The organism is Serratia plymuthica (assembly GCF_018336935.1).
Lineage (GTDB): Bacteria > Pseudomonadota > Gammaproteobacteria > Enterobacterales > Enterobacteriaceae > Serratia > Serratia plymuthica_B.
Genome location: NZ_CP068771.1, coordinates 2,798,008 through 2,822,323, shown reverse-complemented (window position 1 = coordinate 2,822,323; position 24,316 = coordinate 2,798,008). Strand labels below are relative to the sequence as shown.

The window sequence follows — 24,316 nt, the reverse complement described above, 5'->3', positions numbered from 1 at the left end:
GCTGTCAGTCACTCTGTGGCTGACATGACGTCGTTCCGAACAGGAGATAAAATGGAGCATAATCTCCACGATGAAACCAAACTGCTGGCGCTTATCGGCCTGCTGGTTTCCGTGTTGTTGGTCGTATCAATACTCTTTGGTGTGACGTATTTCTCCGATCTGAAGCATGCACGTGACGAAGTTGATGTAAAAGGCTGCTATATCAAGACATCCTGACAGGTTCCGCCTCCCTGGTTGCATTTAGGCCGCTTGCTGTGTGATAAGCTGGTTGCCTGATTAATTCAACCTGTGTGCCGTTCTGGAGGCGTTACGATGAGCAACTCCCGCCCAACCCATTCTTCCTCCTCCCGTGATTGCCCAACGGTCGGTGGGGTGCGTCAGATTCAGCGCATTACCACTCGTAATGCCGAAGTCGGCGGTATCCCGATCAACCGTGCCTTACCGACCCGTGAACGCCGTACCGTGGGTGCCTGGTGCTTTCTCGACCACGCCGGGCCTTCGGTGTTCAGCGGCTCTTCTAAAGGCATGGACGTGGGTCCGCACCCGCATATTGGCTTGCAAACCTTTACCTGGATGATTGAAGGAGAAGTGCTGCATCGCGACAGTCTGGGCAGCGAGCAGGTGATTCGCCCGGGTCAGGTCAACCTGATGACGGCAGGACGCGGCATTGCCCATACCGAGCAGTCAACGGGGGAAGAGCGGCGTTTGCATGCTGCGCAGCTGTGGATTGCTCTGCCGGCCGACAATGCCGATATGGCCCCGCGCTTCGATCATTATCCTGACTTGCCGTCCTGGGTAAAAAATGGCGTGAAGCATACTTTGTTGGTGGGGGAATTTGAGCAATACCGTTCCCCGGTGTTTACTCTTTCGCCATTAATCGCCATTGATTTGGAGTGGCAGAGCGACGGCTATTTGCCATTACCCTTACGGGAAGACTATGAAATAGGATTTTTGCCCCTTATTGGTGCATTTGAGGTTAATGATGAAAAATTTTCACCTGATGAGTTCGCCTATTTAGGAATGAATATTAACCAGATCGGGTTAACGGCCAAGAAGGGCAGCCGGGCATTATTAATCGGTGGAGCACCATTAAACGAAGAGATTCTCATTTGGTGGAACTTTGTCGGCCACAGTAAGCAAGATATTACTCGGGCACAACATGATTGGGAGCAGGGGAATAGCCGTTTCCCGGAGGTCAGTGGCTATAGCGGCCCGCGCCTGACCGCACCACGCCTGCCATGGAGCGATGTTTGATGCCCTCCGGCTATAACGGCGGGATGATCTATATTCATTTCTTTCTATTAACGCTGAATTAATGTGATCGAAAGTCCATGTTTTAGATCGAATATACTTTATCTGGCAAATAGTGATCTGGCGCAAATAATTGGTCGGAGCAGTGGATTAAGATATCTATCAAGAAGTGTTGTTATCTAACCGCTAGTCAGAAGCCTGTGAGGTCATTATGAGCCAAGTACTCTATCGTGCAAGATTATCCCATGTTGTTATTGCAACGGCGGCTTTCTGGATCTCAATCGCAGCTATGCTGGTTGTTGCGCTAAGCTAACACTGGATGATTAGATAATAGACCCGCTGCGGCGGGTTTTTTTATGTCCGGTTATTCGCAATTTTCTGAATGCAGTTATACTTATTAAACCTACCTCTTAATTAACCTTACTAAATACAATGATAATTCTTTCTAATATTATCGTCTTATTCATAGCCGCGATTCATTTATATATTTTGATCCTGGAAATGTTCCTTTGGCAAGCCCCGACCGGCAGACGCGTATTCGCCACCACGGCGGAATTTGCGGCTGCAACGCGCGTGTTGGCGGCTAACCAAGGGTTGTATAACGGTTTTTTGGCCGCGGGGCTGGCATGGGGCGTTTGGCGTGCTGATCCGGCGGTGCAACTGTTTTTCCTTGGCTGCGTGCTGGTGGCGGGCGTCTTCGGCGGCCTGACGGCAAGCCGTAAAATTCTTAAGGTCCAGGCGCTACCTGCGTTGATTGCCATACTGGCGGTTATTTGGGCCCATCATTAGCCCGCCGGCGGTGCGGCGGGAGGGCTGTCAGGCGGTTTTCTGATGGATGATGTGCAACGGGGGGGCGATGTGCAAATCCACGCTTAGATCCTGACGAAAATCATAAGGTGTGATGTTGAACCGCTTTCTGAACATATAAGTAAAATGTGACTGCGAGCCAAAACCAAAGTCCAGCGCAATGTCAAAAATAGTAGCGTCGCTACTGCGTAGTTGGTAAACCGCGCCGGCCAGCCGGCGTTCACGGATATACTTGCCCAGCGAAATCCCGGTCGCTTCTTTGAACAACTTCTGCATGTGCCACAGGGAGTAGCCGGAGTACTCGGCCAGCTCTTCGAGATGGATCACTCTACCGAGGTGATTTTCGACCCATTTGCTGAGGGCGCAGACTAATGAGAGGTGATGTTCTTGGATCATCAGTGCGTCTGTGTGAGATCTACATAGCGGTGAAGTATACACAACTTGCCGCCCCGGACAAAAAGCCCGCAGGCACCGGGGCGAAATTATTCGGAAAAACCATCATCATGTGGCTTGTCAGTTGGAAGGAAAAACGGCTACTCTGAGATTGCCCGCTACCGCTGATACTGAAGTGGTTCAGGCCGCAGGAAATAAACAGCCTAGACAGAGTCAGCCGTAACAACTCAGCGTTGATGGGGTGATCGCATGTTAATGACAGTGATTATTACTCTGGTTGTAATCGTGGGGGTTGCCGCTTTTATGGTGACGCCGGTGATGAGAATGAACAATGCGGAAGGTGTGGGAGGTGAAGAACCGTGATTTTTGGCCACAGTATAACCCGCAGTGGGGTATGACAGACGACCGAAAAAGCCTGGATGCTAATACCCGTCGTGTTTCAAGCCAGCGCGTTTTGGCTGCGACCTGAAATTTACGGCGGTATCTTTCATCCGGGCTTTTTGTTGATGCCTTCCCAATCAGACGTTTTTGCGTTCTACGGTTTCTTCGCCCCAGTACAGCTGGTCGGCGCTGGTTTTGGCGAACGCCATTTGCAACGCTTCGTCGCTGCCTTCCTCCCAGATTTTTTGCGCCAACTTCTCGTCGTTCTTCGCCAGTTCAAAAATCGCCTCGGCAATTTCAACCGACGTTTCACGCACTGTCGCCCAGGATTTCACATTGTGGTTGGCCATCGCTCTCTCCCGCTAGGTTAGGGTTTGCAATGCGCTGCCAAAAGCAGCGCTCAAGCCCCAAGTATAGGCCAATTCGGCAGGGCGTTTTGATGGCCAATGCGCATTAGCGCTGAAAATTCAGCGCTAAACGGCCAGGGGGCGGCAAAGCGGCAGGCGGCATGGTATTCTGTGCGGCGTCTGAACTAAGAAGGAAAGTAACCATGTCCGACATGCTGTGCAACGACCAGGAATTGGCTTCCGATCTGGTCGCCTGCCAACTGGTCATCAAACAAATTCTGGATGTCATTGACGTTATCGCACCGACCGAGGTGCGGGACAAAATGGCAAGTCAGTTGAAAAGCATCGATTTTTCCACTCATCCTGCCGGTGCCGACCCGGTGACTCGGCGGGCGATCGAAAAAGCGATTGCGTTGATTGAGATGAAATTTACTCGCAATTGATGTGAAACCGCCGTTTGGCGGCGGTTTCGGACGGTGGTGATCAATCCACCACCGTTTCGATCTTTTTGAACAGCGGGCAGTCGGCAACGCCAATTACGCCGTTGTCACCGTGCAGATACTGCGCTATCACCACATTACGCGCCGTCAGATATTTACACTGCAACCCCAGCCCGGCGACGTTTTGATTGTTGCCGATAAGCACGCCGTACCCCGAAAGCAGAAATACGCCATACAGCACCGCCAGCGCTACGATCCACTTAATCAACTTACCCATAGTGACTCCTGTTAATTACAGCGATATACCCGAAATAATTGGAGTTGTCTCAAGGCGGCCAGGGAACTTATCCCGATGAGCTTACGCTGGTAAGTGATTCGGGTAAGTGAGTGCAGCCAACACAGAGACAGCTTCAAGTATGACGGGTAGTGCGATATAGCCATGAGCCAGAGCAGGGCGCAACGGTAACATTCTGAAAAGTAAACCCAGGTGAGATTTCTAAACGACGGGTTAAACTTCGTTTAAGTTGGCTGTGATAAGCTGACAACAAGTTACCAAGATAACAATGAGGCTGCTAAATTTGTTGCGAAAAAAATTCCTCGTGATAATTGCGGCGCTGGCTGCCTGTCTGTTTTTTTACCTGCTGGCGCTGGATAGTTATTGCGATGAGGGGGAGAGGTTTGCGTTGGGGATTTGTTCAATCACTCGCTTTGTTCCCTGGTAAGGTGCGCGGCGGTGCGCAACAATTTTCCGCAGAGATGTTCGCGCCCTTGCCCGGAGTGCTAAGATGTCCGCCTGATTTTAGCAGTAGATAGGGTTGTCCATGTACGATTTAGGTTTTGGTCCAAATAGCCTGGTTTCGCTGGCCATCGCAGCGCTGGCGCTGCTGGTGGGATTATGGGGCTGGTTCCTGGTGAACCGCGCCAGCGTGCGTGCCAATGAACAGATTCGCCTGTTGCAGGAAATCGCCGAGCAGCAGCGCCAGCAAACGGCGTTACTGAAGAGCCTGGCGCAAAGCGCTCGCGGCGGCAGCGTGGCGGACGATGACGATCTCAGTCCGGAGCTGGATTTCAAAGGTTTTATCCCCGAGCGTTAATCAGATGCCTGTCGGGTGGCGCGCCACGCTTTGCGCCACCTCCTTCCTCAGAAAAACTCCATCCCCTGATAAGGCTGAACGCGGCATGCTGCCAGACGGCTTGCCAGATCGCCGCTGTGGAGTTCTAACCGATGCCCGTCGGGATCGAGAAAGTACAGTGATGCTCCCTCGCTGCGATTGCTTTTCCACTCTGTGACTCCTGCCTGGCGCAGCCGTAATGTCACGGTCGCAAAATTCTCTGCCGCCACGCTGAAGGCGTAATGGGTGTAGTCACCCGGGGCGTTAAGCGGCCGAGAATTGTCCCATGACAGGCACAGCCACAGTTCCCCAAGCGACAGATAGGCGCCATGTTGCCAGCGTGCGCGCGGAATGAACCCCAACTGGTGGGTATAGAAATCGAAACTGCGGTTGACGTCGCGTACTGCGAGCGTCAGGTGGTTGAGGCCGCTCAACATGGCGATAATTTCCGTGTAAAGAAACAGCTAAAAAGTGTAATCATCCTGGTCGGGAAGATAAAGTGGTAAAACATTAGTATGGATAATATGAAAAGCCGCCGTTTTGTCATAAATCTGTCGTATTGGCATCGTAATGTAGCGCCAACCTTACGAAAGATGGATAAAGCCGATGATTAAATGGTATGAAGAAAGCGACGCCGAGGTGAACCGCAGCATTGCGTTGATCACCGGAGAAAACCCGGACAAATGGTATCCTTATGGCGGCGTGAAAGGTAAAGACTATTGCAAGAATCCCTCCGATGCCTGGCCGATTATCTGCGCCAATAAAATCAGTTTGAATGCCGACGAGCAAAGCGATAGCCCGCAGTGGCAGGCGCGAATGATCACCCAGCGTGGCGAGTGGCAAGCGGACAGCAGCAGCCCATTGCGCGCAGCGATGATCTGTTTCCTGCTGAGCCAGCAAACCACCGAAATGGTACGTTGAACCACCAGAAATACTGATGATTTTTCCCTTTTTATGACAACAGAACTGTCTCTGGCGGAGCCTGTTTATGAAGCGCATTATTAAAGGTGATAAAAACTTGTCTCATCTGGTGATTGCCCATGCGGCAATCGATCGTCACGCAGAAAGCTTTGGGCAGCGCCGACAGGGCTGGCCCTCTACCTACCTGATAAAATATCAAAACGATCGCGTGGCGGTGGAAGTGGTCACGCGCAGCCAGTCTTACGTCGCAACCTTGATGATTGGCGCACGCAATCTGACCAAACTGTGCGGTCTGCCCAACTGAATCTCAGCCATTCTGGCCCCTTTCTTTGCATAAAATAGCGCCCTGGTCTCCGTTGCCGGGGTGCTTCTCCTTGATGCTCCCGGGGTTAAGTGTTAAAAAGCCGCCCGCAGATACATTTATTGATTGGCGAAATCTTGTGCAAAAGCGACGGGATTCAACGCCATATGAGGATAAGATGGGCGGTCAGCAACAGGATACTCCGCTAAAACGCGGTTTAAAAAACAGACATATACAACTTATCGCCCTTGGGGGCGCCATCGGTACCGGCTTGTTTCTCGGCATCGCGCAGACCATTAAAATGGCCGGCCCTTCCGTGTTGCTGGGCTATGCAATCGGTGGCTTTATCGCTTTTCTCATTATGCGCCAACTGGGTGAAATGGTGGTTGAAGAGCCAGTCGCGGGTTCATTCAGCCACTTTGCCTATAAATACTGGGGCGATTTCGCCGGTTTTCTTTCCGGCTGGAATTATTGGGCGATGTTCATCCTGGTCGGCATGGCCGAGTTAACTGCCGTAGGGATTTATATTCAGTATTGGTGGCCGGACATCCCGACCTGGGTCTCCGCTGCGGTCTTTTTTGTGCTGATTAATCTGATCAACCTGGTCAACGTGCGCCTGTACGGCGAAACGGAGTTCTGGTTCGCCATCATCAAGGTGGTCGCGATTGTCGGCATGATCGTCTTCGGCGCCTGGCTGTTGGCCAGCGGCAACGGCGGCCCGCAAGCCAGCATCGGTAACCTGTGGGAGCAGGGCGGCTTTATGCCGCACGGTTTCGAAGGGTTGGTGATGGCGATGGCGGTCATCATGTTTTCATTCGGTGGGCTGGAGATGGTCGGTATCACTGCGGCGGAAGCCGCCGATCCGCGCCGCAGCATTCCGAAAGCCACCAACCAGGTGGTGTACCGCATCCTGATTTTTTATATCGGTTCGCTGACTGTGCTGCTTTCTCTCTACCCATGGGACAAGGTGGTGGAAGGCGGTAGCCCGTTCGTGATGATTTTTCACGCGCTGAACAGCAGCCTGGTGGCGACCCTTCTTAACGTGGTGGTGCTGACGGCGGCGCTGTCGGTGTATAACAGCGGGGTCTACGCCAACAGCCGTATGCTGTTCGGCCTGGCGACTCAGGGGAATGCGCCGAAGGCGTTGACCCGGGTGAATAAGCGCGGCGTGCCGGTGCTGTCCATCGCGCTGTCGGCGCTGGTGACCTCTGTCGGCGTGCTGATAAATTACGTGATGCCCGGCAAGGCATTTGAGCTGTTGATGGCGCTGGTGGTGTCCACACTGGTGATTAACTGGGTGATGATTTGCCTGGCGCACCTGAAGTTCCGTGCGGCGAAAAACCGCCAAGGGGTGATCCCGAGTTTCAAGGCGCTGTGGTATCCCTTTGGCAACTACCTGTGCCTGGCGTTTCTCGGCCTGATTCTGGTGATCATGTATTTCAGCGAAGGGATCCGCATCTCCGTACTGCTGATGCCGGTATGGATCCTGTTGCTGTGGGTTGGCTTTATGCTGACGCGCCGTAAAGGCGCCAAAGTGAGGAGTTAATCTATAACGGAGGCGCCTTGTGCGCCTCCGGCTCAGGCTTTAACTACGTGGCATAAAGGCGTTGCCCTGATTGCCGCGACCCAGTCCCAACAGCTTCTTGCACAACAGGAACAGGGTAGTGACGATATCGATAGCGACCACGCTAAGCATCAACACGCCCAGCATGAAAAAACTCACCAGCGCGCCAAACAGCAGCACCAGCGGGGCAGGCACCCTTACTCGCCGGAGCTTCATCGCGGCATACATTTTCCAATACTGCATCTGTGGCCGCATCGCGCTACGGATACGGCCCATACGAACACGTGATTTGCGTGATGTAGAACGGCTCATAACTTCTCCTTTTCTGAATGTCCTATCAGTAAATCATAAAGATCTTAAGAGATGCTTAACAGGCTCTTTACGGCCCTGGCATGCTCATAGGGACTGTGACAACACAATATCCGAAAAGGTCCCCCCTGAAGTGAGCACGGTTCACAAAGCACACCAATCGACTATCTTGTTATGTTATCTACTCTGCCCGTGCAGGGTGTCCGCAGTGGTCGGGAGAGCAATTTGAAGAGAACCAATCGTTACTATGATGCGGCTAAAGCGCACCACACCCCGGAAGGGTTCCGCAATCCTGAACCGACTCAGCGTCAGGAAGGGGATCTGAGGCGCTGGCAGAACGAGCGTAAGCGGCAAGGATTGCCCAAACCGCCGCAGTTGGGGTACCGGCAGTTTACTCAGCGTTGGTGGCAACGCGCCGATCTCAGCGGCAGCGATAACAGTATCTGGTGGCTGGGGCACGCTTCGATGCTGCTGCGCCTGGATGGCCGCTATATCCTGATCGATCCGGTGCTTTCGCAACGCGCGTCACCGCTGAGTTTCTATGGCCCTAAGCGCAAGACGCCGCCGCCGTTGACGGTGCAACAACTGCCGGCGGTGGATGTGGTACTAATCTCCCACAACCATTACGACCACCTCGATCGGCGTACCGTACGCCAACTGGCGCAACGTTTTCCCAGCGCGACCTTTATCGTGCCGCTGGGGTTAAAAAGTTGGTTCCGACGTTATCGCCTCAAACGCGTGGAGGAGCTGGACTGGTGGGAGAGTCTGTCGTTGGGCGAGTTAAGGTTCCACTGTACGCCGGCGCGCCACTGGAGCATGCGCACCTTGTGGGATCGCAATCGCTCTTTATGGTGCGGCTGGGTTATTCATCATCCGGCGCTCCGTTTCTATTTTTCCGGGGACAGCGGTTATTCCGATCGGCTGGCGGATATTGGCGCGCGTCTGGGGCCGTTTGACGTGGCGGCGTTGCCGATAGGCGCTTATGCACCGCGCTGGTTCATGCAGGAACAACATATGGATCCGCAGCAGTCGGTGACGCTGTATCAGCAATTAAATTCACCGCGGGTTATTCCGATTCATTGGGGCGTTTTTGAATTGGCCGATGAGTCGCTGGATGAGCCGCCGCAGCAATTAAATCTGGCGTTGAGTTCTGCCGGAATAGTTCAGCATCAGTTCTTGCCAATCAAAATTGGCGAGCGCATTGCGCTTGAACCTAACTCTTAAGCGTTACAGCCCTTCCCTGGTGGGCGATTTTCAGGCTGAACTGCCTGTAAGGCCGCCCGGTTGCGGGCTGCCGCGGTACGGGCTAACGGCGGAGGGCGGCTAGCCTGAGCAGTGGAGGTGAATGGCGAGGCGCAAAAAACCAAAATAAATAGACTCGTGAGCTGGCTTTATCGGCAACGTAAATACTCATTGTCTTTTTAAGATTTAATTCCGCTATACATTCTTGCAGACGCCAGGGTTATTGCCGTTATTTAATCTCGCTTATCGTCAGGGTATTTATCCGGTGATGCACAATGATGGTGCGTAAATTTCCCCCGTTGCATGCCTATGCACCTTAAAGCGGCAATGCCATTTGTTTTTATGCCGGGATGTGGCTGCACTGATGGTGTTCATAATAACGAATATCGATAATTAGTATCGGTATTGTTTTCTGTGACGACGGGGCGTTATCAGACAGGGGGCGGGGCCGGCGTCGAGCCATCCAGATGGCGACATGGTGGTCAGATGAGTTGAGCCGAGAAGACGCCCGTTCATCGATATTCAAATGTTGCATAAGAAATTCCATAAAGATTCAAATTTTTTAACGTTCTAAGCGTCCGGCAGCGGTTATATGTTGTCACGCGTGGGGGCAATCGGATGAAAGAATTGTTAAAATTCAGTCAGGCTGCGGAGTGTAGCGCAGTGTGACCGTTAAGCAGAAAATAGCTAAGGCTTCAACATCTTTTAGCCTATTTAAGCTTATGTTGCTCTCGACCGTTTCAAATATGTGCGACAGGTCCATCAGTGATTAAAAATGGCTTGCCATCGAATACAGAGTATGTGATAACGCATCTGGGTAAAACGAGGTACAGTTCTGTATATGTGTGGCATTTTCAGTAAAGAAGTTCTGAGTAAAGACGTTAGCGTTGAATACCGCTTCTCTGCCGATCCTTATCTTAGTGCCTCAAGCAGTAACGACTCTAGTTTGTCTATGTAACGCCTACGGGCGGTTTAAACAATCCAAAGGAAATACTCAAGATGGCAAAGATCAAAGGTCAAGTTAAGTGGTTCAACGAGTCTAAAGGTTTCGGTTTCATCACCCCAGCTGACGGCAGCAAAGACGTGTTCGTACACTTCTCTGCAATCCAGGGTAACGGCTTCAAAACCCTGGCTGAAGGCCAGAACGTTGAGTTCGAAATCCAAGATGGCCAGAAAGGCCCATCTGCAGTAAACGTTACTGCTATCTAATCAGCGTCAGCTGTACAAAAAGCCCGCCTCCGTGCGGGCTTTTTCGTGTCTGCGCTCAGCCGGCGATAATAATGCCCGCGTACTGATTGCGGCCGGTAATGCCCGGGTGCCCGGGATCTTGCTCGCGTCGGTGGCTGTTGCGGCGGTAGCTGGTGTATTTAAAGCGCTGCGGGTACTGCGCATCGGTATTCGGCGTGCAGATGGTGCAACTCCCGGCGCGATCAACGGCGGCAAACCCCAGCTCGCTGAGTTTGTATTCGGCGATGGCAGCCAGATCCAGATGGCGATAGCTTGGGCTGATCAAGGCGGCGGGCAGCGGCAACTGCTGTTTAAAGCGTGCAACCAGCTCTTCGTTCACCTCATAGCAGCACGGGCCGGCAGCGGGGCCGATGGCGGCTACCCAGTTGGCCGTAGAATCATCGCGGCCGATGCGCGCCGCCAGTTGCTCAAGAATGCCATCCAGCAAACCGCGCCAACCGGCATGCACGGCCGCAATGGCCGAGCCGTCGTTGCGGCTGAAAATGACCGGCAGGCAGTCTGCCGTCAATACGCTGAGCAGAATGCCGGGTTGAGTCGTGTAAAAACCGTCGGCTTCACCGCAAATTTGGGCCGCCTGATGAATGTCGACGATGCGCGTACCGTGCACCTGCTTTTTTTCCGGCAGCGTGGCGCGGTAAGGTTGCAGGTGCCCGGGCAGCAGGGCACTTTTGTTGCCGAATCCGTGCTGAATGGCCGGAACGGTGCTGAGAAGCGGGGAGTAGTCGGTCATATAACGTCTTTGCCTGCGTCAGAAAACATTACGTCAGTGTAGCCAGCTTTTTTATCCGTTGGCCAGGCCTGTCTTGCATCGCGCAGAAGCCTTCTTTAGACTACCCGCGCCGTATCTCTCTGGAATCCAATCATGTCTTATCAGTGCCCTCTGTGTCACCAGCCGCTTCATTTTTCTCACTTGCAATGGCGTTGCGATGCCAACCATCAGTTTGACTGCGCCAAAGAAGGCTATGTCAATCTGCTGCCGGTGCAGCATAAGCGCTCGAAGCAGCCGGGAGACAGCGCGGAAATGATGCAGGCGCGGCGCGCTTTTCTCGACGCCGGATTTTATCGGCCGTTGCAGCAACGCGTGGCGGAACTGCTGGAGCAGGCGCTGGGGGATGAGGCGCAGGCGCTGCTGGATATCGGCTGCGGCGAAGGCTATTACACCGCCGAAGTAGCTGCACGATTGGCGCCGCGTGACATCGCCGTTTATGGGCTGGACGTCGCTAAGGTGGCGATCCGCTATGCGGCCAAACGTTATCCTGCGGTGTCGTTCTGCGTGGCGTCCAGCCACCGTTTACCCTTTGCCGACCGTTCTTTGGACGCTGTCCTGCGCATTTATGCGCCGTGCAAAGCCGAAGAACTGGCACGGGTCGTGAAGCCCGGCGGCGTGGTAGTGACGGTATCGCCCGGCCCGCGTCACCTGTATCAACTGAAAGAGCAGGTTTATCAGCAGGTGCAACTGCACGCGGAATCCGATGAGCAACTGACGGGTTTTGACTGTGAGCGGCTCGAGGCACTGGCCTATCCGATGACGCTGCCGGGCGAGCAGGCAGCCAATCTGCTGCAGATGACGCCTTTTGCCTGGCGGGCTTCTCCAGAGGTGCAACAGCGCCTGAGTACCAACGAAGCATTCGCCTGTGAAACGGATTTCGTTATAGGCCTGTACCGTCGCCAAGCCGATTAAACCGCCTGAGATGCCGCTTCGCCACTGATCGCATCGTCTTCCATGTCTGCGCGCTCAACGCCGGCAGGCAAAGCGGTTCTGCGTTTGGCGTGGCGATTTTCGGCGCGCGCGGGAGAGCGACAACCGACCGGGCGATAGCTAAGGTGAATGCTTAAGCCATAAACGAAAAAACCTGCCATTGGCAGGTTTTTTGCGTTCAGCGACAATCAGGCGAGATAGCCCAAATGTTCCAACAGAATATTAATGCCGATACCAATAAGCACCACGCCGCCGATGATCTCTGCGCGTTTGCCCAACAGCGGGCCGATAAAGCGGCCAATCATCATACCCAGCGTCGCCATAATCATGGTGGCCATGCCGATGGCCATGGCGGTATGCACAATATTGACCTGCAGGAAGGCCAGGCCGACGCCGATCGCCATGGCATCGAGGCTGGTGGCGATAGCGGTGGCCACCAACAGCCAGAAGCCGTGGCGCTTCACTTTTTCCACTTCGTCCGGCCGGTTTCTGACGCCTTCGACAATCATGCGCGTACCGAGAATGAACAGCAGAGAGAAGGCTACCCAGTGATCCCACTCCATGATGTACTGGCTGGCGAACAGGCCAATCGCCCAGCCGATGATCGGCGTAATGGCTTCGACCACGCCGAAGATAAGTCCGGTACGCAGGGCTTCACGAAAACGGGGTTGATGCAGGCTGGCACCTTTGCCGATCGACGCGGCGAACGCATCCATGGACATGCCAAAAGCGAGAATGAGTGTAGCGGAAAGATTCATGTTAACTAGCCTCGGCCGGGCGGCTCCATATACACGTAACCCACCCCCAACCATACGACGGAGTTACGTGTCTATGGTCTCGCCAACCTTACCTGGCTGCCCGCACCACGTTTCAGAGTCCGAAACGAGTATGTTGATACGGGCGTTTCTGGCGTTTTATTGCCCAGAAACCGGCTACTCCCCAATGACGGCGCAACCATACCATAATATTTCTGACGACGACAACCTTAATTACTTGATAATATTCTTGTTGGAATTGAGAATTGTTTTCATTAAAGAATTGCAAGAGGGAATATAATGTAGGCTGATGCAACAATGTTGCGTAAATAATAAACGGATAAGCGCTGAGGTTGTTGATTAATTATCCATATACAGCGCGTGTTAGCGATGGGCAGAAAAGTTAGTGCGTTATTTATTTATTGATTTTCAACGAAAAAATGATAAATCCTTTCCAGGTCATCTAATTGCGTAACTTGAATGAGCAACCGACGCTGCTCCAGATCTATGACCAGGATGCCATCTTCGGATAAATTCATCGCCTTAATGCGCTTATATTCAATGAAGGTATTGGCATAAAAGAAACCCTGTGTTTTAAACAACATCTTTGGCCAGCGAATATAGGAAATGTAGACGGCGATCAGTGCTAAAGAAATAAGCAGGTAGGTGGTCAGTATTTCGCCGTTGGTGGTGACGTTACGGTAAATCAAAATGGCAATCAGACCGACGAAAATCAGGCAGTCGATCCGGTTACGGCGTTTTAACGGCACTTTAAGCCATGTTTTGCCCTTCAGCAGGTTCATGCCGAATTCGTCGTAAATCGCATACAGCAGCATCAGTGCGATGAAAATCAGTAATACGCTATCGGTCAGCGACATCTTTCAACTCCACAAATAAAAAAACCGGGGGTTTCCCCCCGGTAGCGACTCGCTTTACAGGCCCAGCAGGCCAATCCAGTAACCGAAGATACCGATGGCGAAGAAGCCGATGATAATCCACAACGCATTCACTTTTCTGCGCAGCAGCCACATACAGCCAAAGGTCAGCAGCAGCGGCACCAGACCCGGCATCAACTGATCGAGAATGGTTTGCACCGTGGTCACCTTAGTCTGCCCGGTCTGGTCGGTGATCTTCGACACCACCAGCGGGATATTCACGTGCGTCCACTTGTTAACCAAGGCTCCCATCACAAACAGGCCAAGAATGGACGCTCCTTCCGTCAGTTTTTGCAGGAAGCCGCCACCCATGTCATTAACGATATCCACCCCTTTGCGGTAACCGTAGGCCACGCCGTAATAGCGGGTCAACAGGCGCACCAGGTTGAACAAGACAAAGAACAGAATGGGGCCAAGCAGGCTGCCGCTCATGGCGATACCGGCACCGAGCGCGGCGAAAACCGGTCGCACCGTGCCCCAGAAGATCGGGTCGCCCACGCCGGCCAGCGGCCCCATCAAACCGACCTTGATGCCGTTGATGGCCGCATCGTCGATAGGTGCGCCGTTGGCGCGTTGTTCTTCCATCGCCATGGTAACGCCAAGCACCGGTGCCGCCACGTAAGGGTGGGTGTTGAAGAATTCCAGGTGGCGTTTGATCGCCCGTTTGCGGTCGTCGTTATTTTCCGGGTACAGGCGACGGATCACCGGCACCATAGAGAAGCAAAAACCCAGCGCCTGCATGCGTTCGAAGTTCCATGAACCCTGGAACAGGTTCGAGCGCAGGAACACACCGCGAATATCGGCCGGCGTGAGTTTCTTTTGAGCTGTTGTATCAACCATTTCTCTCACCTATTCCTAGTCGAGTTCGTTATCGAGATCGTTGGCATTAGCCGGGCCAGCCTGAACAACCTGAGACTTGTTGTATTTCGGACTGAGCTGGATATAAAGCACGGCCATCACCACGCCGATGACGCCGAGCGCCACCAGGTTAAAGTTGGTGAAGGCGGCGGTAACGAAGCCGAGGTAGAAGAAGGGCATCAGGTAACCGGCGCGCATCATGTTGATCACCATGGCGTAACCGACCACCACGATCATCCCGCCGGCGATGTTCAGGCCGCTGGTGACGACTTCCGGGATCGAGTTAAGCAGAGCGTGGACGCCTGCGGTGCCCACCGAGATGGCCACGATAACCGCCGGGATGGCGATACGCATCGCCTGCAACAGCAGGGCGGAGATGTGGATCCAGGTGATGGCGCGCAAACTGCCGCGCTCCGCTGCGCTGTCTGCGGCGTGCTGGAAGGCGACGGTCAGGGTTCGTACTATGATGGTCAGCACTTGCCCGGCCGCCGCCAGCGGTATGGCCAGCGCGATACCGGCACCGACGCTCTGGCCGCCGGCAATAACCAGAATGGTGGAAATGATGGAAGCCAACGCCGCATCTGGCGCGACCGCAGCACCGATATTCATCCAGCCCAGTGCGATCATCTCCAGCGTACCGCCGATGATGATGCCGGTTTTCATATCACCGAGAATAAAGCCAATCAGGGTACAGGCGACCAGCGGACGGTGGAACTGGAACTCGTCGAGGACGGATCCCATCCCGGCGATACAGGCAACGATAAATATCAGCACAATCTGAAGAGTGGTGATCTCCATTGCACTTCTCCTATGACCAAAGAGCTCTGAGTAAAATAATTATTGGCTGTCGCCATTAACTGAGTTTGTTAATCAGGTCCATCATTTTTAACCGGCTGTCGGACGAAACCTTGCGAACTTCCAGTTCAATACCGCGATCGTTTAATTTCTTAAACGCTTCGATATCTTTTTCGTCGACCGACACGGCATTGTTGACCTGGGTTTTCCCCTGGCGAAACGCCATACCGCCGATATTCACCGATTTGATATCCACACCGGCTTCGACCAGGCGCCAAACATCGGTCGGATTCGTGAACAGCAGCATCACGCGGTCACCGGCATATTTCGGGTTGTTCCATACGCGGATGGCTTTCGCCACGTCGACCACGTGCGCGGTAACGCCCGGCGGGGCCACTTGGGTCAGTAAGGTTTTGCGGACGTGATCGGCGGCGACTTCGTCGCTGATGACAATGATGCGGCTGACGTTGGTTTCCTTGGTCCAACGGGTGGCAACCTGGCCGTGAATCAGGCGGTCATCGATGCGCGCCAGGCCGATCTTCATATGGTCATTGGGGCCAAGCGGTGCCTGCGGTGCGGCGGGTTTGGCGGCGGGGGAACTTTGTGGTGCCGCGGGCTTAACACTCTCTTCTTCCGGTTTTTTCAGCGCTTTAACGCCTTCACGGCCGGTTTCCAACGCCAGAGCGACCAATTCGTCGAAGCCTGGGTTATCGTCCCGTGCCATGAACGTTTCCACCAGCATGGGAATGTTAACCCCGGTGACGACCTCATGGTTTTCTTTATCGACGGCAATGCGACTGGCCGCGTTGAATGGGCTGCCGCCCCAGGTATCCACCAGGAACAAGACGCCACCGCTGGTGTCTAGCTCGCTGATTTTCACATTATATTTATCGATTAACGTTTCGGCGTTTTCACCGGGGACGAAGTCTATAAAAGCGACATTATCTTGCTCGCCCAATAGCATTTCCGTCGTCTTCAGCAATTGTTCCGCTGCGGTCCCGTGTGTGCCGATGATAATAGCTATTGCCACTCGCTACCTCCTCATTAAACTTCATACCCGTCATCGTTCAAGCCGCAGCGTTGTTGGCTGCAACGTGAAAGCTATCGGGTATATGCACGGATTGTGTCGTTCTTGATATCCTTTCTGGCAGTTCAAATACATTATGGTAGAAAATCAGAAACGCGGGTTTAGCATTTCTCGCGCAGTTTCAAAAGCCTGTGCGTGTTAATTCACATTGGCGTCATTTATTTTAGTGAGTGAAAAAATAAATTTTGTGACGTTGCTCCGTTATTGAGCGCTCAGACAAATCTTAAGGCGATGTTTGAGTGATTAAACAACAGACCTGTTACAAGAGGATGCTGAAGGTAAAAAAGCTTCTTTGCCGTAAAAAAAATTCCTGCTAGAGTATTTCCTCTTTCATATTTAGGAGTGAAGGGCCTCAGCCCACCCTATGGACTGTCACCGAAGTTACTGTTTTTCAAGGTTCCACCCGCCACCTGCTGGCGTAACACAAGTCACTCGGCCCTTCGGCCACCCCCCGGTACTGCAATCCCGTTATCTTGCTGTTGTTGTCTGTGCGCACTCTGCGTCGGCATCGTCACGCCTGAGCTCCGCTCGGCCATCCTGTCTTTTTTCCGGAGTCTGATATGGAATTTTTAATGGACCCCTCGATTTGGGCTGGGTTACTTACGCTGGTGGTATTGGAAATTGTACTGGGCATCGACAACCTGGTGTTTATCGCCATTCTGGCCGATAAGCTGCCGCCGAAGCAGCGCGACAAAGCGCGTATACTTGGTCTGTCGCTGGCGCTGTTTATGCGTCTGGGCCTGTTGTCGGTCATCTCCTGGATGGTTACGCTGACGACGCCGCTGTTCAGCGTGGCGGATTTCAACTTCTCCGGACGCGATCTGATCTTGCTGTTCGGCGGTGTCTTCCTGTTGTTCAAAGCCACCATGGAATTGCATGAACGGTTGGAAGGTCAATCGCATCAGGACGGCGCCAACCGCGGTTACGCCAAGTTCTGGGCGGTTGTGGTGCAGATTGTGATCCTTGACGCGGTGTTCTCGCTTGATGCGGTGATTACCGCCGTGGGGATGGTGAACGACCTGCCGGTAATGATGACTGCGGTGGTGATTGCCATGGTGGTGATGTTGGTGGCGTCAAAACCGCTGACCAATTTCGTGAACGCGCACCCTACCATTGTGGTGCTGTGCCTGAGTTTCCTGTTGATGATCGGTCTGAGCCTGATCGCCGAAGGCTTTGGCATGCATATTCCTAAAGGTTACCTGTACGCTGCGATTGGCTTCTCGATCCTGATCGAGTTGTTTAACCAGATTGCTCGCCGTAACTTTATCAAACACCAGGCGCATCGCCCGATGCGCGAGCGCACCGCCGAGGCGATTATGCGCCTGATGGGTCAACAGCGTTCGCAGCAGACGGATGAAGCCGTACCTCAGCCGGTGAATGAGACCTTTGCGGCGGAAGAACGCTACATGATCAGCGGCGTGTTGACGCTGGCTTCGCGTTCCCTGCGCAGCGTAATGACGCCGCGCACCGAAATTTCGTGGGTGGATTGCGATCGTTCCCGCGAAGAGGTGCGCGAACAACTGCTGGATACGCCGCACAGTCTGTTCCCTGTTTGCCGTGATTCGCTGGACGAGATTATCGGCGTGGTGCGCGCCAAGGATCTGCTGGTGGCGGTGGAACAGGGCGAGAATATCGCCGAGTTTGCCGCACGCACGCCGCCGATAGTGGTGCCGGAAACCATGGACGTAATCAACCTGTTGGCGGTATTGCGCCGGGCCAAAGGGCGTCTGGTGGTGGTGACCAATGAGTTTGGCGTGGTACAGGGGCTGGTAACGCCGCTGGACGTGCTGGAGGCCATTGCCGGCGAATTCCCGGATGAGGATGAGACGCCGGATATCGTAGTGGAAGATGCGAGCTGGCTGGCGAAGGGCGGTACCGATCTGCACTCGCTGGAGCAGGCGCTGAACTGCGAAGATCTGGTCAGCCCGACGGCGGATTACGCTACATTGGCGGGCTTCCTGCTTGCTCACTACGGCCAGATGCCGGCTGCGGGGGATGTGGTGGAGCTAAACCAGCTGCGCTTCGAAATTATTGAAGTCTCGGAGTACCGCATCGAGCTGGTGCGTATCAGTAAAGTGACGCCTCACGACGAGGAACAGCCGTAACATGACGAACCGGGGGCATCACGCCTCCGGTTTGCTTTCCCCCTCGATTTGCCGTTCCTCACGTACGCTCATCGCTCGCAATCGCGATTCATATTGCTGTAACCACAGCGGAAATACGTTGATTGGCATCGGTTTGGCGAAATAGAAACCCTGCAGCGCGTTCACGTCGTGTGAGCGTAGATAATCCGCCTGTTCAGCGGTTTCCACCCCCTCGGCCACCAGCTTTAGCTTCAGCCGGTGCGCCAACGTAATGATGGTATCGGTGACGGTCGCGTTGATCGCATCGGTACCGATGGCGGCGGTAAAGCCGCGATCGATTTTCAACACGTCAGGGCTGAGCTTTTTCAGGTAACTGAGCGAGCTGTGACCGGTGCCGAAATCATCGATTGCCAGCATGATCCCCATTTCCTTCAGCGTTTTGATTTGCTCATACTGAATTTCAGACAGAGCGGTGCGTTCGGTAAGCTCCAGCATCAACGAGGGCATCGGCTGGGCCGGCAGCCAGATACGACGAATATCGTCGATAAGGGTGACCGCATTGAAATGCTCTGCGGCGACATTAATGCTGATATAAAACGACGGACGTGGCGGGAACAACCGCAGGTTTTCCACCACGGTGCTCATCAGGTAGCGGGTCAGGGCGATGATCAACCCATGTTGCTCCGCGAGAGGAATAAATACGTCCGGCGAGATCCAGCCCTGGCGTTTGTTTTTCCAGCGCAGCAGGGTTTCCACCCCGATGCAACGGCCCGTTTCGGCGTTGATGATCGGCTGACAGTAGACGCGGAACTCGCGGTGGGTAATGGCATGGCCAATATGATAGGACAGGCTCATGCGATTGGCGGTGAGCAGGTACACGACATAGGCCGCCAGCAGGCTAATCAACAGCGCCAATGGGATATGGCGCGGCAGTGCGCCCAGGGCGAGCAGGCTGGCCTGCGGGCCAAACAGCGAGATGGAGAAAGGGTATTGCGCTGATTTTGCGGTATAGAGAAGGCCGGTGGACAGGGAATCCCTGCGCAGGATCTCTCGTCGGCCATATTCCAGGCTATAGTCGCCGACGTTCAGCACCACCTGCTGTGCGTAAGGTTCCTGCGGTTCGAGCAGGAAGTTCGCCAGCAACTCGATATTGAATACATGCAGCACGCCGTTCAGGTTGTTATCGACCGCGCCCGGTGTCCACATGATAAGCGTAGGCACCCCTTTGGCGACAGAAAGAGAAGGGCGCAGCGCCAGCTTCGCGCTGCCGTCCGCCAGGGTGGGCAAGATAACGCTGAAAACATAGTTACGCGCGCCGAACAGGCTGGAACAGTAAATAATCCCGTCTTTGACCAACAGCATGGCCCGCAGCGCCTGATTTTGCGCGGCGCGAAAGCGCAGCGTCGGCATGACGGTCTCGCAGGGTTGGTCCAACAAGGACATTGAGCGCACGGCCTGCAGCTCGGCCGGCGCCAGCAGATTGTTGATTTTGGTGACGGTGCGGGTGGCCAGTACCCGTTGGCTTTGCTCAATGGTACCGAGTTCCTGATAGTAGCGGGTATACAGCGAGAGCAACAGAATAGCCAACCCAACCGCCCCGGCCAGCAGCCAACGGTAATAGCGGTATTTAGTCACGGCAAGTTGGGTCATCAACATCGGTAAATCCTTGTTCGGTAAGCTAGCCAAGAATCCTCGTCAGGCCAAATTGCCATGGAATGATACTCGGCTAATTCTAGCTTGTCGTTATACAAGAATGATGGTAACCCAGTAAATTATTTAAATTTGGTGAAACAAAGGGCTAAATTGCAGGTTAACCGGAGGATCGACGCGATATTGTAAAAACGTTTTTTCGTGACGGTGTCACAAATCGGTAGGTTGTTTGTTTATTATTAATGAGTTAAACAAAGAAAAACCCCGCCAGGAAGGCGGGGCTTGGGATCAATCACACTGTACTTTTATCGCCAGGCCGCCGCGCGAGGTTTCGCGGTATTTGGCGTTCATGTCTTTACCGGTTTCGTACATGGTCTCGATCACTTTATCCAGAGAAACGCGTGGTTCACTGGTGCGGCGCAGCGCCATGCGCGCCGAGTTGATCGCCTTCACGGACGCAATCGCATTACGTTCAATGCAAGGTACCTGAACCTGCCCGGCAACCGGGTCACAGGTCAGACCCAGATTGTGTTCCATGCCGATTTCCGCCGCGATGCAAACCTGTTCCGGGCTGCCGCCCAGCAGTTCAGCCAGGCCTGCCGCCGCCATAGAACAGGCGACGCCCACTTCCCCCTGGCAGCCCACTTCGGCGCCTGAGATGGAGGCGTTCATCTTGTACAGCGCGCCGACGGCACCCGCAGCCATAAAGTAACGGATATAAATGTCCGGGCTGACGGATTCGATAAAGTGGTCATAGTAAGCCAACACGGCAGGAACGATGCCGCAGGCGCCGTTGGTCGGCGCCGTGACTACGCGGCCACCGGCGGCGTTTTCTTCGTTAACCGCCAGCGCGAACATATTGACCCAGTCAATGACGTTCATCGGGTCGCTGGACAGCTTATCGGAGGAAACCAACAGGCGGCGCAGCGCGGAAGCGCGACGCGGCACACGCAGCGGCCCAGGCAGCACGCCCTCGGTGTTCAAACCGCGATCGATACAGGCGCGCATGGTCTGCCAGATGTTGCCGAAGTAGGTTTCGATTTCCTGCTTGCTGTGCAGCGCCAGCTCATTCTGCATCACCATACCCGACAAGGACAGCCCGGTTTCGCGGCAGTGATCTAGCATTTCACGAGCAAAATTGAACGGATAAGGGACGGACAGCTCATGTGCGTCGACTTTGCCGAAGTTCTCTTCATCGACGATAAAACCACCGCCGATGGAGTAGTAGGTCTTGCTGTAAACTTCTTTATCACCGGCGAAGGCATGAACCTGCATGCCGTTTTCGTGCAGCGGCAGATTGTCGCTGCGGAAAACCATGCCGCCGTCGCGCGGGAAATCAACCTCATGCAAGCCACCGGCCAGCATCAGGCGTTGACGTTGTTCTACATCGCGAATAAAACCCGGGATGCTATCGATATCAACAGTATCCGGCATATTGCCCGCCAGGCCGAGGATGATAGCGATATCGGTATGGTGACCTTTACCGGTCAATGAGAGTGAGCCGTAAACATCTACAGCCACACGCGTGATAGAAGGCATCAGGCCTTTACTTACCAGATCGTCGACAAACTGTTTGCCGGCTTTCATCGGTCCAACCGTATGAGAGCTGGACGGGCCGATGCCGATCTTAAACATGTCGAAAACGCTAATCACGCTAAAACTCCTTAGAGGCATATTGTTATGGTTGCATCGGTTAAAAACCGCGCAGGGAACAGCGATATTGTAAAAGGGCCGTACGGGTTCGGTTGCCTTTTTCGCATGAAATAAAATAATCCTTGGTGTTAACTTGCTTATTGATTGTCTCAGGCAGTCGGTCAGCCGTGGAACCTTCCGTTGCCCAAACTCTGTTAATGACAATCGCGTCAGCTTCCGTTGCTGGACGCTGCCGGCTTAACCCCTATTTTGATAGTGGTTTATCCCGGACCGCAGTATTTTACAGGTATTTCGTAAGGTTGAAGAGAGGGTTTACAGTTTTTTTAAAACTCTCACGGCCAGAAAGGTAGTTGAAAAAGCAGACGAATGAAGTGATGACGATCGCTTTACCTGCGCCTGTCGTGCAGGTAACCGTTTAGCTTGTGATCTGTATCACGTACCTGGCGTTAAATGCTGACCTGTTGCGCCAGTCGCCGGATGATGGCGGCGGTCAGCCCCCAGACAAACTGACTCTGATACCAGGAAAGATAAATGCGGTGCGAGTGGCCAGCGCGGTGAATATCCAGCGGGTAATAGCGCGACAGCGTCAGCGCTTCATGCAGCGGCATCTCAAAGACGTCGGCCACTTCGTCTTCGTTGGCGCTGAATTGCACATCGGGCGAGATCAGACCGACCACCGGCGTAACCTGAAACCCGGTGCTGCTGTCGAGCGGCGCCAGTTGGCCCAGCACGGTCACCGACTGGGGCGGGATCGCCACTTCTTCTTGCGCTTCACGCAGAGCGGTGATAATCGCCGAGCCATCTTCAGCATCGGTTTTGCCGCCCGGAAAGGCTACCTGGCCGGCATGTTTACGCAACGAGTCGGCGCGGCGGGTGAGCAGCAACGTGGGTTCGGGGCGGCAGATAATAGGGATCAGCACCGCCGCCGGGCGGATATTGTGCGAAATCTGCGACGCCTGCGGCAGCTGCAGTTGGAAACGGCTGATAAAGGCGGCAAGCGAGGCCGGGTAGGTTGGTTGGCTCAAGACGCGGTAACCTCCCCCAACTGCGGCAAGATGCGGCCGACTTTATCGAAAGTTTCCTGATACTCCGCCTGTTCCTGGCTGTCGGCCACGATACCGCCGCCTGCCGAACAGTAAATGCGACCGTTTTCGGTGATTAACGTGCGGATGGTGATATTGGTGTCCATGGTGCCGCAGGCGCTGATATAACCTATGCTGCCGCAGTAGGCATTGCGCCGCTGCGGCTCAAGTTCCTCAATGATTTCCATCGCCCGCACTTTTGGCGCGCCGGTAATGGAGCCGCCCGGAAAGCAAGCGCGCAGCAGATCGGTGGCTGCGGTGCGTTCCGGCAGAGTGGCGGTGATGGTGCTGACCAAATGATGCACCGCCGGGAAGGGTTCGACCACGAACAATTCGGGGACGCGTACGCTGCCCGGTTCGGCGACACGGCCGATATCATTACGCAGCAGATCGACAATCATCAGATTCTCCGCGCGGTCTTTCGCCGAGTTCGCCAGGCGCTGCGCCTGTTGCGCATCCTGATCGGCATCGGCCAGCCTCGGCAAGGTGCCTTTGATCGGGCGGGTCTGAATATGTCGGTTCTCCAGCCACAGGAAACGCTCGGGCGAAACGCTCAGTACGGCGTTGTCCGGCAGGCGCAAAAAGGCGGAGAAGGGCGCGCGGTTGCTGGCGTTCAATTGTTGAAAGGCTTGCCATTCGTCGCCCTGATAATCTGCTGAAAAGCGCTGCGCCAGATTAATTTGATAGCAATCACCGCTACGCAGGTAATGCTGAATGCGCTGGAATTTTTCGCCGTACTGTTGGCGCGTCATATTGGCTTGCCAGCGGCTGGTCAAGGTAAAGGCCTGCGGTACCGGCCGCTGCGCGTTAAGCCATTGCCAGCGCCGTTCCGTATCGTCATAGCTGAGCAACGTCAGTGTCTGCCGGTGATGATCGGCAATCAGCGCCCAGTCATAAATGCCGATTGCCATATCCGGCAGCGCGATATCCGCTTGCGCCCATTGCGGCAGCTTTTCCACTCTGCGCCCCAGATCGTAACCGAACAGCCCGAGAGCGCCCCCCTGAAACGGCAAGTTGGGATCTGCCGCGGGATGCCACTGCTGCTGTTCCAACGCTGCTTGCAGCAGGCTGAACGGATCTTCTTGCGACTGTCGGTAATCTTCACCGCGGCGAACCTCGGTGATTTGTCCTCGGGTGGTGAGCGTTGCGCAGGGATCCGCGACCAGGATATCGAAACGGTTATGCGAGTGCTCGGCAAACCCGGAGTGCAGCAACATCGCCCACGGCTGCTGAGCAAGGGGGGCGAAGTGCTCCAATAGGGCGGTACGGGTGTAAGGCAAAGACTTAAGATTCGGTGCGATTGCGCTCATGGGCCTCAATAAACCTGACTGACGGTAACGGCTGTTTCTGGCGGCTATTCTGCCATATTCGACCGACGGGCGCATGCCCTGGCGCAGAAAGC

At 54.3% G+C, this 24,316-nt stretch carries 30 protein-coding genes and 1 riboswitch; of the genes, 14 read left to right on the top strand and 16 right to left on the bottom strand.

Annotated features, from left to right (window positions below; all coding sequences use genetic code 11):
- The first annotated feature begins 51 nt into the window (after nucleotides 1-51).
- The 3 genes from JK621_RS13130 (at nucleotide 52) to JK621_RS13120 (ending at nucleotide 2,040) form a co-directional block, all read left to right on the top strand.
- Nucleotides 52-216: a hypothetical protein gene (locus JK621_RS13130; RefSeq protein WP_212556369.1), complete on the top strand. Its 165-nt coding sequence runs from the start codon at nucleotides 52-54 to the stop codon at nucleotides 214-216.
- Nucleotides 217-312: 96 nt separating this feature from the next.
- Nucleotides 313-1,254 carry a pirin family protein gene (locus tag JK621_RS13125; RefSeq protein WP_212556368.1) on the top strand — a complete coding sequence of 314 codons (942 nt, stop codon included), beginning with the start codon at nucleotides 313-315 and terminating at the stop codon, nucleotides 1,252-1,254.
- 429 nt (nucleotides 1,255-1,683) lie between these two features.
- A complete protein-coding gene (locus JK621_RS13120; RefSeq protein WP_212556367.1) occupies nucleotides 1,684-2,040 on the top strand; it encodes a DUF1304 domain-containing protein in 357 nt (118 codons plus the stop codon).
- A gap of 27 nt (nucleotides 2,041-2,067) precedes the next feature.
- On the opposite strand, the gene JK621_RS13115 is transcribed toward JK621_RS13120, so the two are convergent.
- Nucleotides 2,068-2,454, bottom strand: a complete 387-nt coding sequence (locus JK621_RS13115) for a helix-turn-helix domain-containing protein (protein WP_126483292.1) — start codon at nucleotides 2,452-2,454, stop codon at nucleotides 2,068-2,070.
- A gap of 515 nt (nucleotides 2,455-2,969) precedes the next feature.
- Entirely contained in the window at nucleotides 2,970-3,182 is a 213-nt protein-coding gene (locus JK621_RS13110) for a YccJ family protein (protein WP_212556366.1), read from the bottom strand.
- Between the two features lie 200 nt (nucleotides 3,183-3,382).
- Between JK621_RS13110 and JK621_RS13105 the strand changes: the two genes are divergently transcribed.
- Nucleotides 3,383-3,622 carry a DUF2766 family protein gene (locus JK621_RS13105; protein WP_212556365.1) on the top strand — a complete coding sequence of 80 codons (240 nt, stop codon included), beginning with the start codon at nucleotides 3,383-3,385 and terminating at the stop codon, nucleotides 3,620-3,622.
- 40 nt (nucleotides 3,623-3,662) lie between these two features.
- On the opposite strand, the gene JK621_RS13100 is transcribed toward JK621_RS13105, so the two are convergent.
- Nucleotides 3,663-3,896 carry a YobH family protein gene (locus JK621_RS13100; protein ID WP_212556364.1) on the bottom strand — a complete coding sequence of 78 codons (234 nt, stop codon included), beginning with the start codon at nucleotides 3,894-3,896 and terminating at the stop codon, nucleotides 3,663-3,665.
- 286 nt (nucleotides 3,897-4,182) lie between these two features.
- On the opposite strand from JK621_RS13100, the gene JK621_RS13095 reads away from it, so the two are divergent.
- The gene (locus JK621_RS13095; RefSeq protein WP_212556363.1) at nucleotides 4,183-4,341 is read left to right on the top strand and encodes a PhoP/PhoQ regulator MgrB; all 159 of its coding nucleotides are present in this window, start codon (nucleotides 4,183-4,185) and stop codon (nucleotides 4,339-4,341) included.
- Between the two features lie 99 nt (nucleotides 4,342-4,440).
- Nucleotides 4,441-4,713 (top strand): YebO family protein, encoded by a 273-nt coding sequence (locus JK621_RS13090; RefSeq protein WP_212556362.1) that lies wholly within the window; start codon nucleotides 4,441-4,443, stop codon nucleotides 4,711-4,713.
- 47 nt (nucleotides 4,714-4,760) lie between these two features.
- Here JK621_RS13090 and fos read toward each other — a convergent pair whose 3' ends face one another.
- Entirely contained in the window at nucleotides 4,761-5,168 is a 408-nt protein-coding gene (gene fos, locus JK621_RS13085) for a fosfomycin resistance glutathione transferase (protein WP_212556361.1), read from the bottom strand.
- Between the two features lie 169 nt (nucleotides 5,169-5,337).
- Here fos and JK621_RS13080 point away from each other — a divergent pair, with 169 nt between their 5' ends.
- The 3 genes from JK621_RS13080 (at nucleotide 5,338) to JK621_RS13070 (ending at nucleotide 7,499) form a co-directional block, all read left to right on the top strand.
- Nucleotides 5,338-5,652: a phage protein NinX family protein gene (locus JK621_RS13080; protein ID WP_212556360.1), complete on the top strand. Its 315-nt coding sequence runs from the start codon at nucleotides 5,338-5,340 to the stop codon at nucleotides 5,650-5,652.
- A 67-nt stretch (nucleotides 5,653-5,719) separates the two neighbouring features.
- Complete coding sequence (locus tag JK621_RS13075; protein ID WP_006321600.1) at nucleotides 5,720-5,956, top strand: DUF4060 family protein; 237 nt, start codon at nucleotides 5,720-5,722, stop codon at nucleotides 5,954-5,956.
- Nucleotides 5,957-6,131: 175 nt separating this feature from the next.
- A complete protein-coding gene (locus tag JK621_RS13070; protein ID WP_212556359.1) occupies nucleotides 6,132-7,499 on the top strand; it encodes an amino acid permease in 1,368 nt (455 codons plus the stop codon).
- 39 nt (nucleotides 7,500-7,538) lie between these two features.
- Here JK621_RS13070 and JK621_RS13065 read toward each other — a convergent pair whose 3' ends face one another.
- The gene (locus JK621_RS13065) at nucleotides 7,539-7,829 is read right to left on the bottom strand and encodes a hypothetical protein (protein ID WP_212556358.1); all 291 of its coding nucleotides are present in this window, start codon (nucleotides 7,827-7,829) and stop codon (nucleotides 7,539-7,541) included.
- A 222-nt stretch (nucleotides 7,830-8,051) separates the two neighbouring features.
- Between JK621_RS13065 and JK621_RS13060 the strand changes: the two genes are divergently transcribed.
- The 3 genes from JK621_RS13060 to cspE all read left to right on the top strand — a co-directional run bounded on the left by JK621_RS13060 (nucleotide 8,052) and on the right by cspE (nucleotide 10,277).
- Nucleotides 8,052-9,050, top strand: coding sequence for an MBL fold metallo-hydrolase (locus tag JK621_RS13060; RefSeq protein WP_212556357.1), 999 nt, complete (start codon nucleotides 8,052-8,054; stop codon nucleotides 9,048-9,050).
- 859 nt (nucleotides 9,051-9,909) lie between these two features.
- Entirely contained in the window at nucleotides 9,910-10,026 is a 117-nt protein-coding gene (locus JK621_RS13055; protein WP_002211058.1) for a DUF2627 domain-containing protein, read from the top strand.
- 41 nt (nucleotides 10,027-10,067) lie between these two features.
- Entirely contained in the window at nucleotides 10,068-10,277 is a 210-nt protein-coding gene (cspE, locus tag JK621_RS13050) for a transcription antiterminator/RNA stability regulator CspE (protein ID WP_002221949.1), read from the top strand.
- 55 nt (nucleotides 10,278-10,332) lie between these two features.
- Here the strand turns inward: cspE and JK621_RS13045 are convergent, their stop codons facing one another.
- Entirely contained in the window at nucleotides 10,333-11,046 is a 714-nt protein-coding gene (locus JK621_RS13045) for a polyphenol oxidase family protein (RefSeq protein ID WP_212556356.1), read from the bottom strand.
- 132 nt (nucleotides 11,047-11,178) lie between these two features.
- Here JK621_RS13045 and rlmA point away from each other — a divergent pair, with 132 nt between their 5' ends.
- Nucleotides 11,179-11,997 carry a 23S rRNA (guanine(745)-N(1))-methyltransferase gene (gene rlmA, locus JK621_RS13040; protein ID WP_212556355.1) on the top strand — a complete coding sequence of 273 codons (819 nt, stop codon included), beginning with the start codon at nucleotides 11,179-11,181 and terminating at the stop codon, nucleotides 11,995-11,997.
- On the opposite strand, the gene JK621_RS13035 is transcribed toward rlmA, so the two are convergent.
- The 6 genes from JK621_RS13035 to manX all read right to left on the bottom strand — a co-directional run bounded on the left by JK621_RS13035 (nucleotide 11,994) and on the right by manX (nucleotide 16,388).
- Nucleotides 11,994-12,176, bottom strand: coding sequence for a hypothetical protein (locus tag JK621_RS13035; RefSeq protein WP_212556354.1), 183 nt, complete (start codon nucleotides 12,174-12,176; stop codon nucleotides 11,994-11,996). The two genes, rlmA and JK621_RS13035, sit on opposite strands and share 4 nt — an antisense overlap.
- A 27-nt stretch (nucleotides 12,177-12,203) precedes the next feature.
- Nucleotides 12,204-12,773, bottom strand: a complete 570-nt coding sequence (gene mntP / locus JK621_RS13030; protein ID WP_212556353.1) for a manganese efflux pump MntP — start codon at nucleotides 12,771-12,773, stop codon at nucleotides 12,204-12,206.
- A gap of 11 nt (nucleotides 12,774-12,784) precedes the next feature.
- Nucleotides 12,785-12,968: riboswitch (yybP-ykoY riboswitch) on the bottom strand.
- A gap of 221 nt (nucleotides 12,969-13,189) precedes the next feature.
- Nucleotides 13,190-13,648: a DUF986 family protein gene (locus JK621_RS13025; protein WP_212556352.1), complete on the bottom strand. Its 459-nt coding sequence runs from the start codon at nucleotides 13,646-13,648 to the stop codon at nucleotides 13,190-13,192.
- A gap of 54 nt (nucleotides 13,649-13,702) precedes the next feature.
- Complete coding sequence (locus tag JK621_RS13020) at nucleotides 13,703-14,545, bottom strand: PTS mannose transporter subunit IID (RefSeq protein ID WP_212556351.1); 843 nt, start codon at nucleotides 14,543-14,545, stop codon at nucleotides 13,703-13,705.
- Between the two features lie 15 nt (nucleotides 14,546-14,560).
- Nucleotides 14,561-15,361: a PTS mannose/fructose/sorbose transporter subunit IIC gene (locus tag JK621_RS13015; protein ID WP_004945641.1), complete on the bottom strand. Its 801-nt coding sequence runs from the start codon at nucleotides 15,359-15,361 to the stop codon at nucleotides 14,561-14,563.
- A 55-nt stretch (nucleotides 15,362-15,416) separates the two neighbouring features.
- Nucleotides 15,417-16,388, bottom strand: a complete 972-nt coding sequence (manX, locus tag JK621_RS13010) for a PTS mannose transporter subunit IIAB (RefSeq protein ID WP_212556350.1) — start codon at nucleotides 16,386-16,388, stop codon at nucleotides 15,417-15,419.
- Between the two features lie 617 nt (nucleotides 16,389-17,005).
- Between manX and JK621_RS13005 the strand changes: the two genes are divergently transcribed.
- Nucleotides 17,006-18,550, top strand: a complete 1,545-nt coding sequence (locus JK621_RS13005) for a TerC family protein (RefSeq protein ID WP_212556349.1) — start codon at nucleotides 17,006-17,008, stop codon at nucleotides 18,548-18,550.
- An 18-nt stretch (nucleotides 18,551-18,568) separates the two neighbouring features.
- Here JK621_RS13005 and JK621_RS13000 read toward each other — a convergent pair whose 3' ends face one another.
- The 4 genes from JK621_RS13000 to pabB all read right to left on the bottom strand — a co-directional run bounded on the left by JK621_RS13000 (nucleotide 18,569) and on the right by pabB (nucleotide 24,224).
- Nucleotides 18,569-20,185 (bottom strand): EAL domain-containing protein, encoded by a 1,617-nt coding sequence (locus JK621_RS13000; RefSeq protein WP_212556348.1) that lies wholly within the window; start codon nucleotides 20,183-20,185, stop codon nucleotides 18,569-18,571.
- 282 nt (nucleotides 20,186-20,467) lie between these two features.
- Nucleotides 20,468-21,832 carry an L-serine ammonia-lyase gene (sdaA, locus tag JK621_RS12995; protein WP_126483265.1) on the bottom strand — a complete coding sequence of 455 codons (1,365 nt, stop codon included), beginning with the start codon at nucleotides 21,830-21,832 and terminating at the stop codon, nucleotides 20,468-20,470.
- Between the two features lie 446 nt (nucleotides 21,833-22,278).
- The gene (locus JK621_RS12990; RefSeq protein ID WP_212556347.1) at nucleotides 22,279-22,857 is read right to left on the bottom strand and encodes a CoA pyrophosphatase; all 579 of its coding nucleotides are present in this window, start codon (nucleotides 22,855-22,857) and stop codon (nucleotides 22,279-22,281) included.
- Nucleotides 22,854-24,224: an aminodeoxychorismate synthase component 1 gene (pabB, locus tag JK621_RS12985; protein WP_212556346.1), complete on the bottom strand. Its 1,371-nt coding sequence runs from the start codon at nucleotides 24,222-24,224 to the stop codon at nucleotides 22,854-22,856. Before pabB ends, JK621_RS12990 begins: the two co-directional genes overlap by 4 nt.
- Nucleotides 24,225-24,316: the final 92 nt, after the last annotated feature.

Bases quoted from the DNA above. Each gene is read 5' to 3' on its own strand.
- JK621_RS13015 (WP_004945641.1), bottom strand. From the start codon at position 15,361: ATGGAGATCACCACTCTTCAGATTGTGCTGATATTTATCGTTGCCTGT.
- fos (WP_212556361.1), bottom strand. From the start codon at position 5,168: ATGTTGAGCGGCCTCAACCACCTGACGCTCGCAGTACGCGACGTCAAC.
- cspE (WP_002221949.1), top strand. From the start codon at position 10,068: ATGGCAAAGATCAAAGGTCAAGTTAAGTGGTTCAACGAGTCTAAAGGT.
- JK621_RS13125 (WP_212556368.1), top strand. From the start codon at position 313: ATGAGCAACTCCCGCCCAACCCATTCTTCCTCCTCCCGTGATTGCCCA.
- JK621_RS13000 (WP_212556348.1), bottom strand. From the start codon at position 20,185: ATGTTGATGACCCAACTTGCCGTGACTAAATACCGCTATTACCGTTGG.
- JK621_RS13025 (WP_212556352.1), bottom strand. From the start codon at position 13,648: ATGTCGCTGACCGATAGCGTATTACTGATTTTCATCGCACTGATGCTG.
- rlmA (WP_212556355.1), top strand. From the start codon at position 11,179: ATGTCTTATCAGTGCCCTCTGTGTCACCAGCCGCTTCATTTTTCTCAC.
- JK621_RS13070 (WP_212556359.1), top strand. From the start codon at position 6,132: ATGGGCGGTCAGCAACAGGATACTCCGCTAAAACGCGGTTTAAAAAAC.
- JK621_RS13095 (WP_212556363.1), top strand. From the start codon at position 4,183: ATGAGGCTGCTAAATTTGTTGCGAAAAAAATTCCTCGTGATAATTGCG.
- JK621_RS13080 (WP_212556360.1), top strand. From the start codon at position 5,338: ATGATTAAATGGTATGAAGAAAGCGACGCCGAGGTGAACCGCAGCATT.
- JK621_RS13005 (WP_212556349.1), top strand. From the start codon at position 17,006: ATGGAATTTTTAATGGACCCCTCGATTTGGGCTGGGTTACTTACGCTG.
- JK621_RS13045 (WP_212556356.1), bottom strand. From the start codon at position 11,046: ATGACCGACTACTCCCCGCTTCTCAGCACCGTTCCGGCCATTCAGCAC.
- JK621_RS13115 (WP_126483292.1), bottom strand. From the start codon at position 2,454: ATGATCCAAGAACATCACCTCTCATTAGTCTGCGCCCTCAGCAAATGG.
- JK621_RS13020 (WP_212556351.1), bottom strand. From the start codon at position 14,545: ATGGTTGATACAACAGCTCAAAAGAAACTCACGCCGGCCGATATTCGC.
- JK621_RS13100 (WP_212556364.1), bottom strand. From the start codon at position 3,896: ATGGGTAAGTTGATTAAGTGGATCGTAGCGCTGGCGGTGCTGTATGGC.
- JK621_RS13055 (WP_002211058.1), top strand. From the start codon at position 9,910: ATGTGTGGCATTTTCAGTAAAGAAGTTCTGAGTAAAGACGTTAGCGTT.
- JK621_RS13090 (WP_212556362.1), top strand. From the start codon at position 4,441: ATGTACGATTTAGGTTTTGGTCCAAATAGCCTGGTTTCGCTGGCCATC.
- JK621_RS13075 (WP_006321600.1), top strand. From the start codon at position 5,720: ATGAAGCGCATTATTAAAGGTGATAAAAACTTGTCTCATCTGGTGATT.
- JK621_RS13130 (WP_212556369.1), top strand. From the start codon at position 52: ATGGAGCATAATCTCCACGATGAAACCAAACTGCTGGCGCTTATCGGC.
- JK621_RS13035 (WP_212556354.1), bottom strand. From the start codon at position 12,176: ATGGCAGGTTTTTTCGTTTATGGCTTAAGCATTCACCTTAGCTATCGC.
- mntP (WP_212556353.1), bottom strand. From the start codon at position 12,773: ATGAATCTTTCCGCTACACTCATTCTCGCTTTTGGCATGTCCATGGAT.
- JK621_RS13110 (WP_212556366.1), bottom strand. From the start codon at position 3,182: ATGGCCAACCACAATGTGAAATCCTGGGCGACAGTGCGTGAAACGTCG.
- JK621_RS13120 (WP_212556367.1), top strand. From the start codon at position 1,684: ATGATAATTCTTTCTAATATTATCGTCTTATTCATAGCCGCGATTCAT.
- pabB (WP_212556346.1), bottom strand. From the start codon at position 24,224: ATGAGCGCAATCGCACCGAATCTTAAGTCTTTGCCTTACACCCGTACC.
- JK621_RS13105 (WP_212556365.1), top strand. From the start codon at position 3,383: ATGTCCGACATGCTGTGCAACGACCAGGAATTGGCTTCCGATCTGGTC.
- JK621_RS13065 (WP_212556358.1), bottom strand. From the start codon at position 7,829: ATGAGCCGTTCTACATCACGCAAATCACGTGTTCGTATGGGCCGTATC.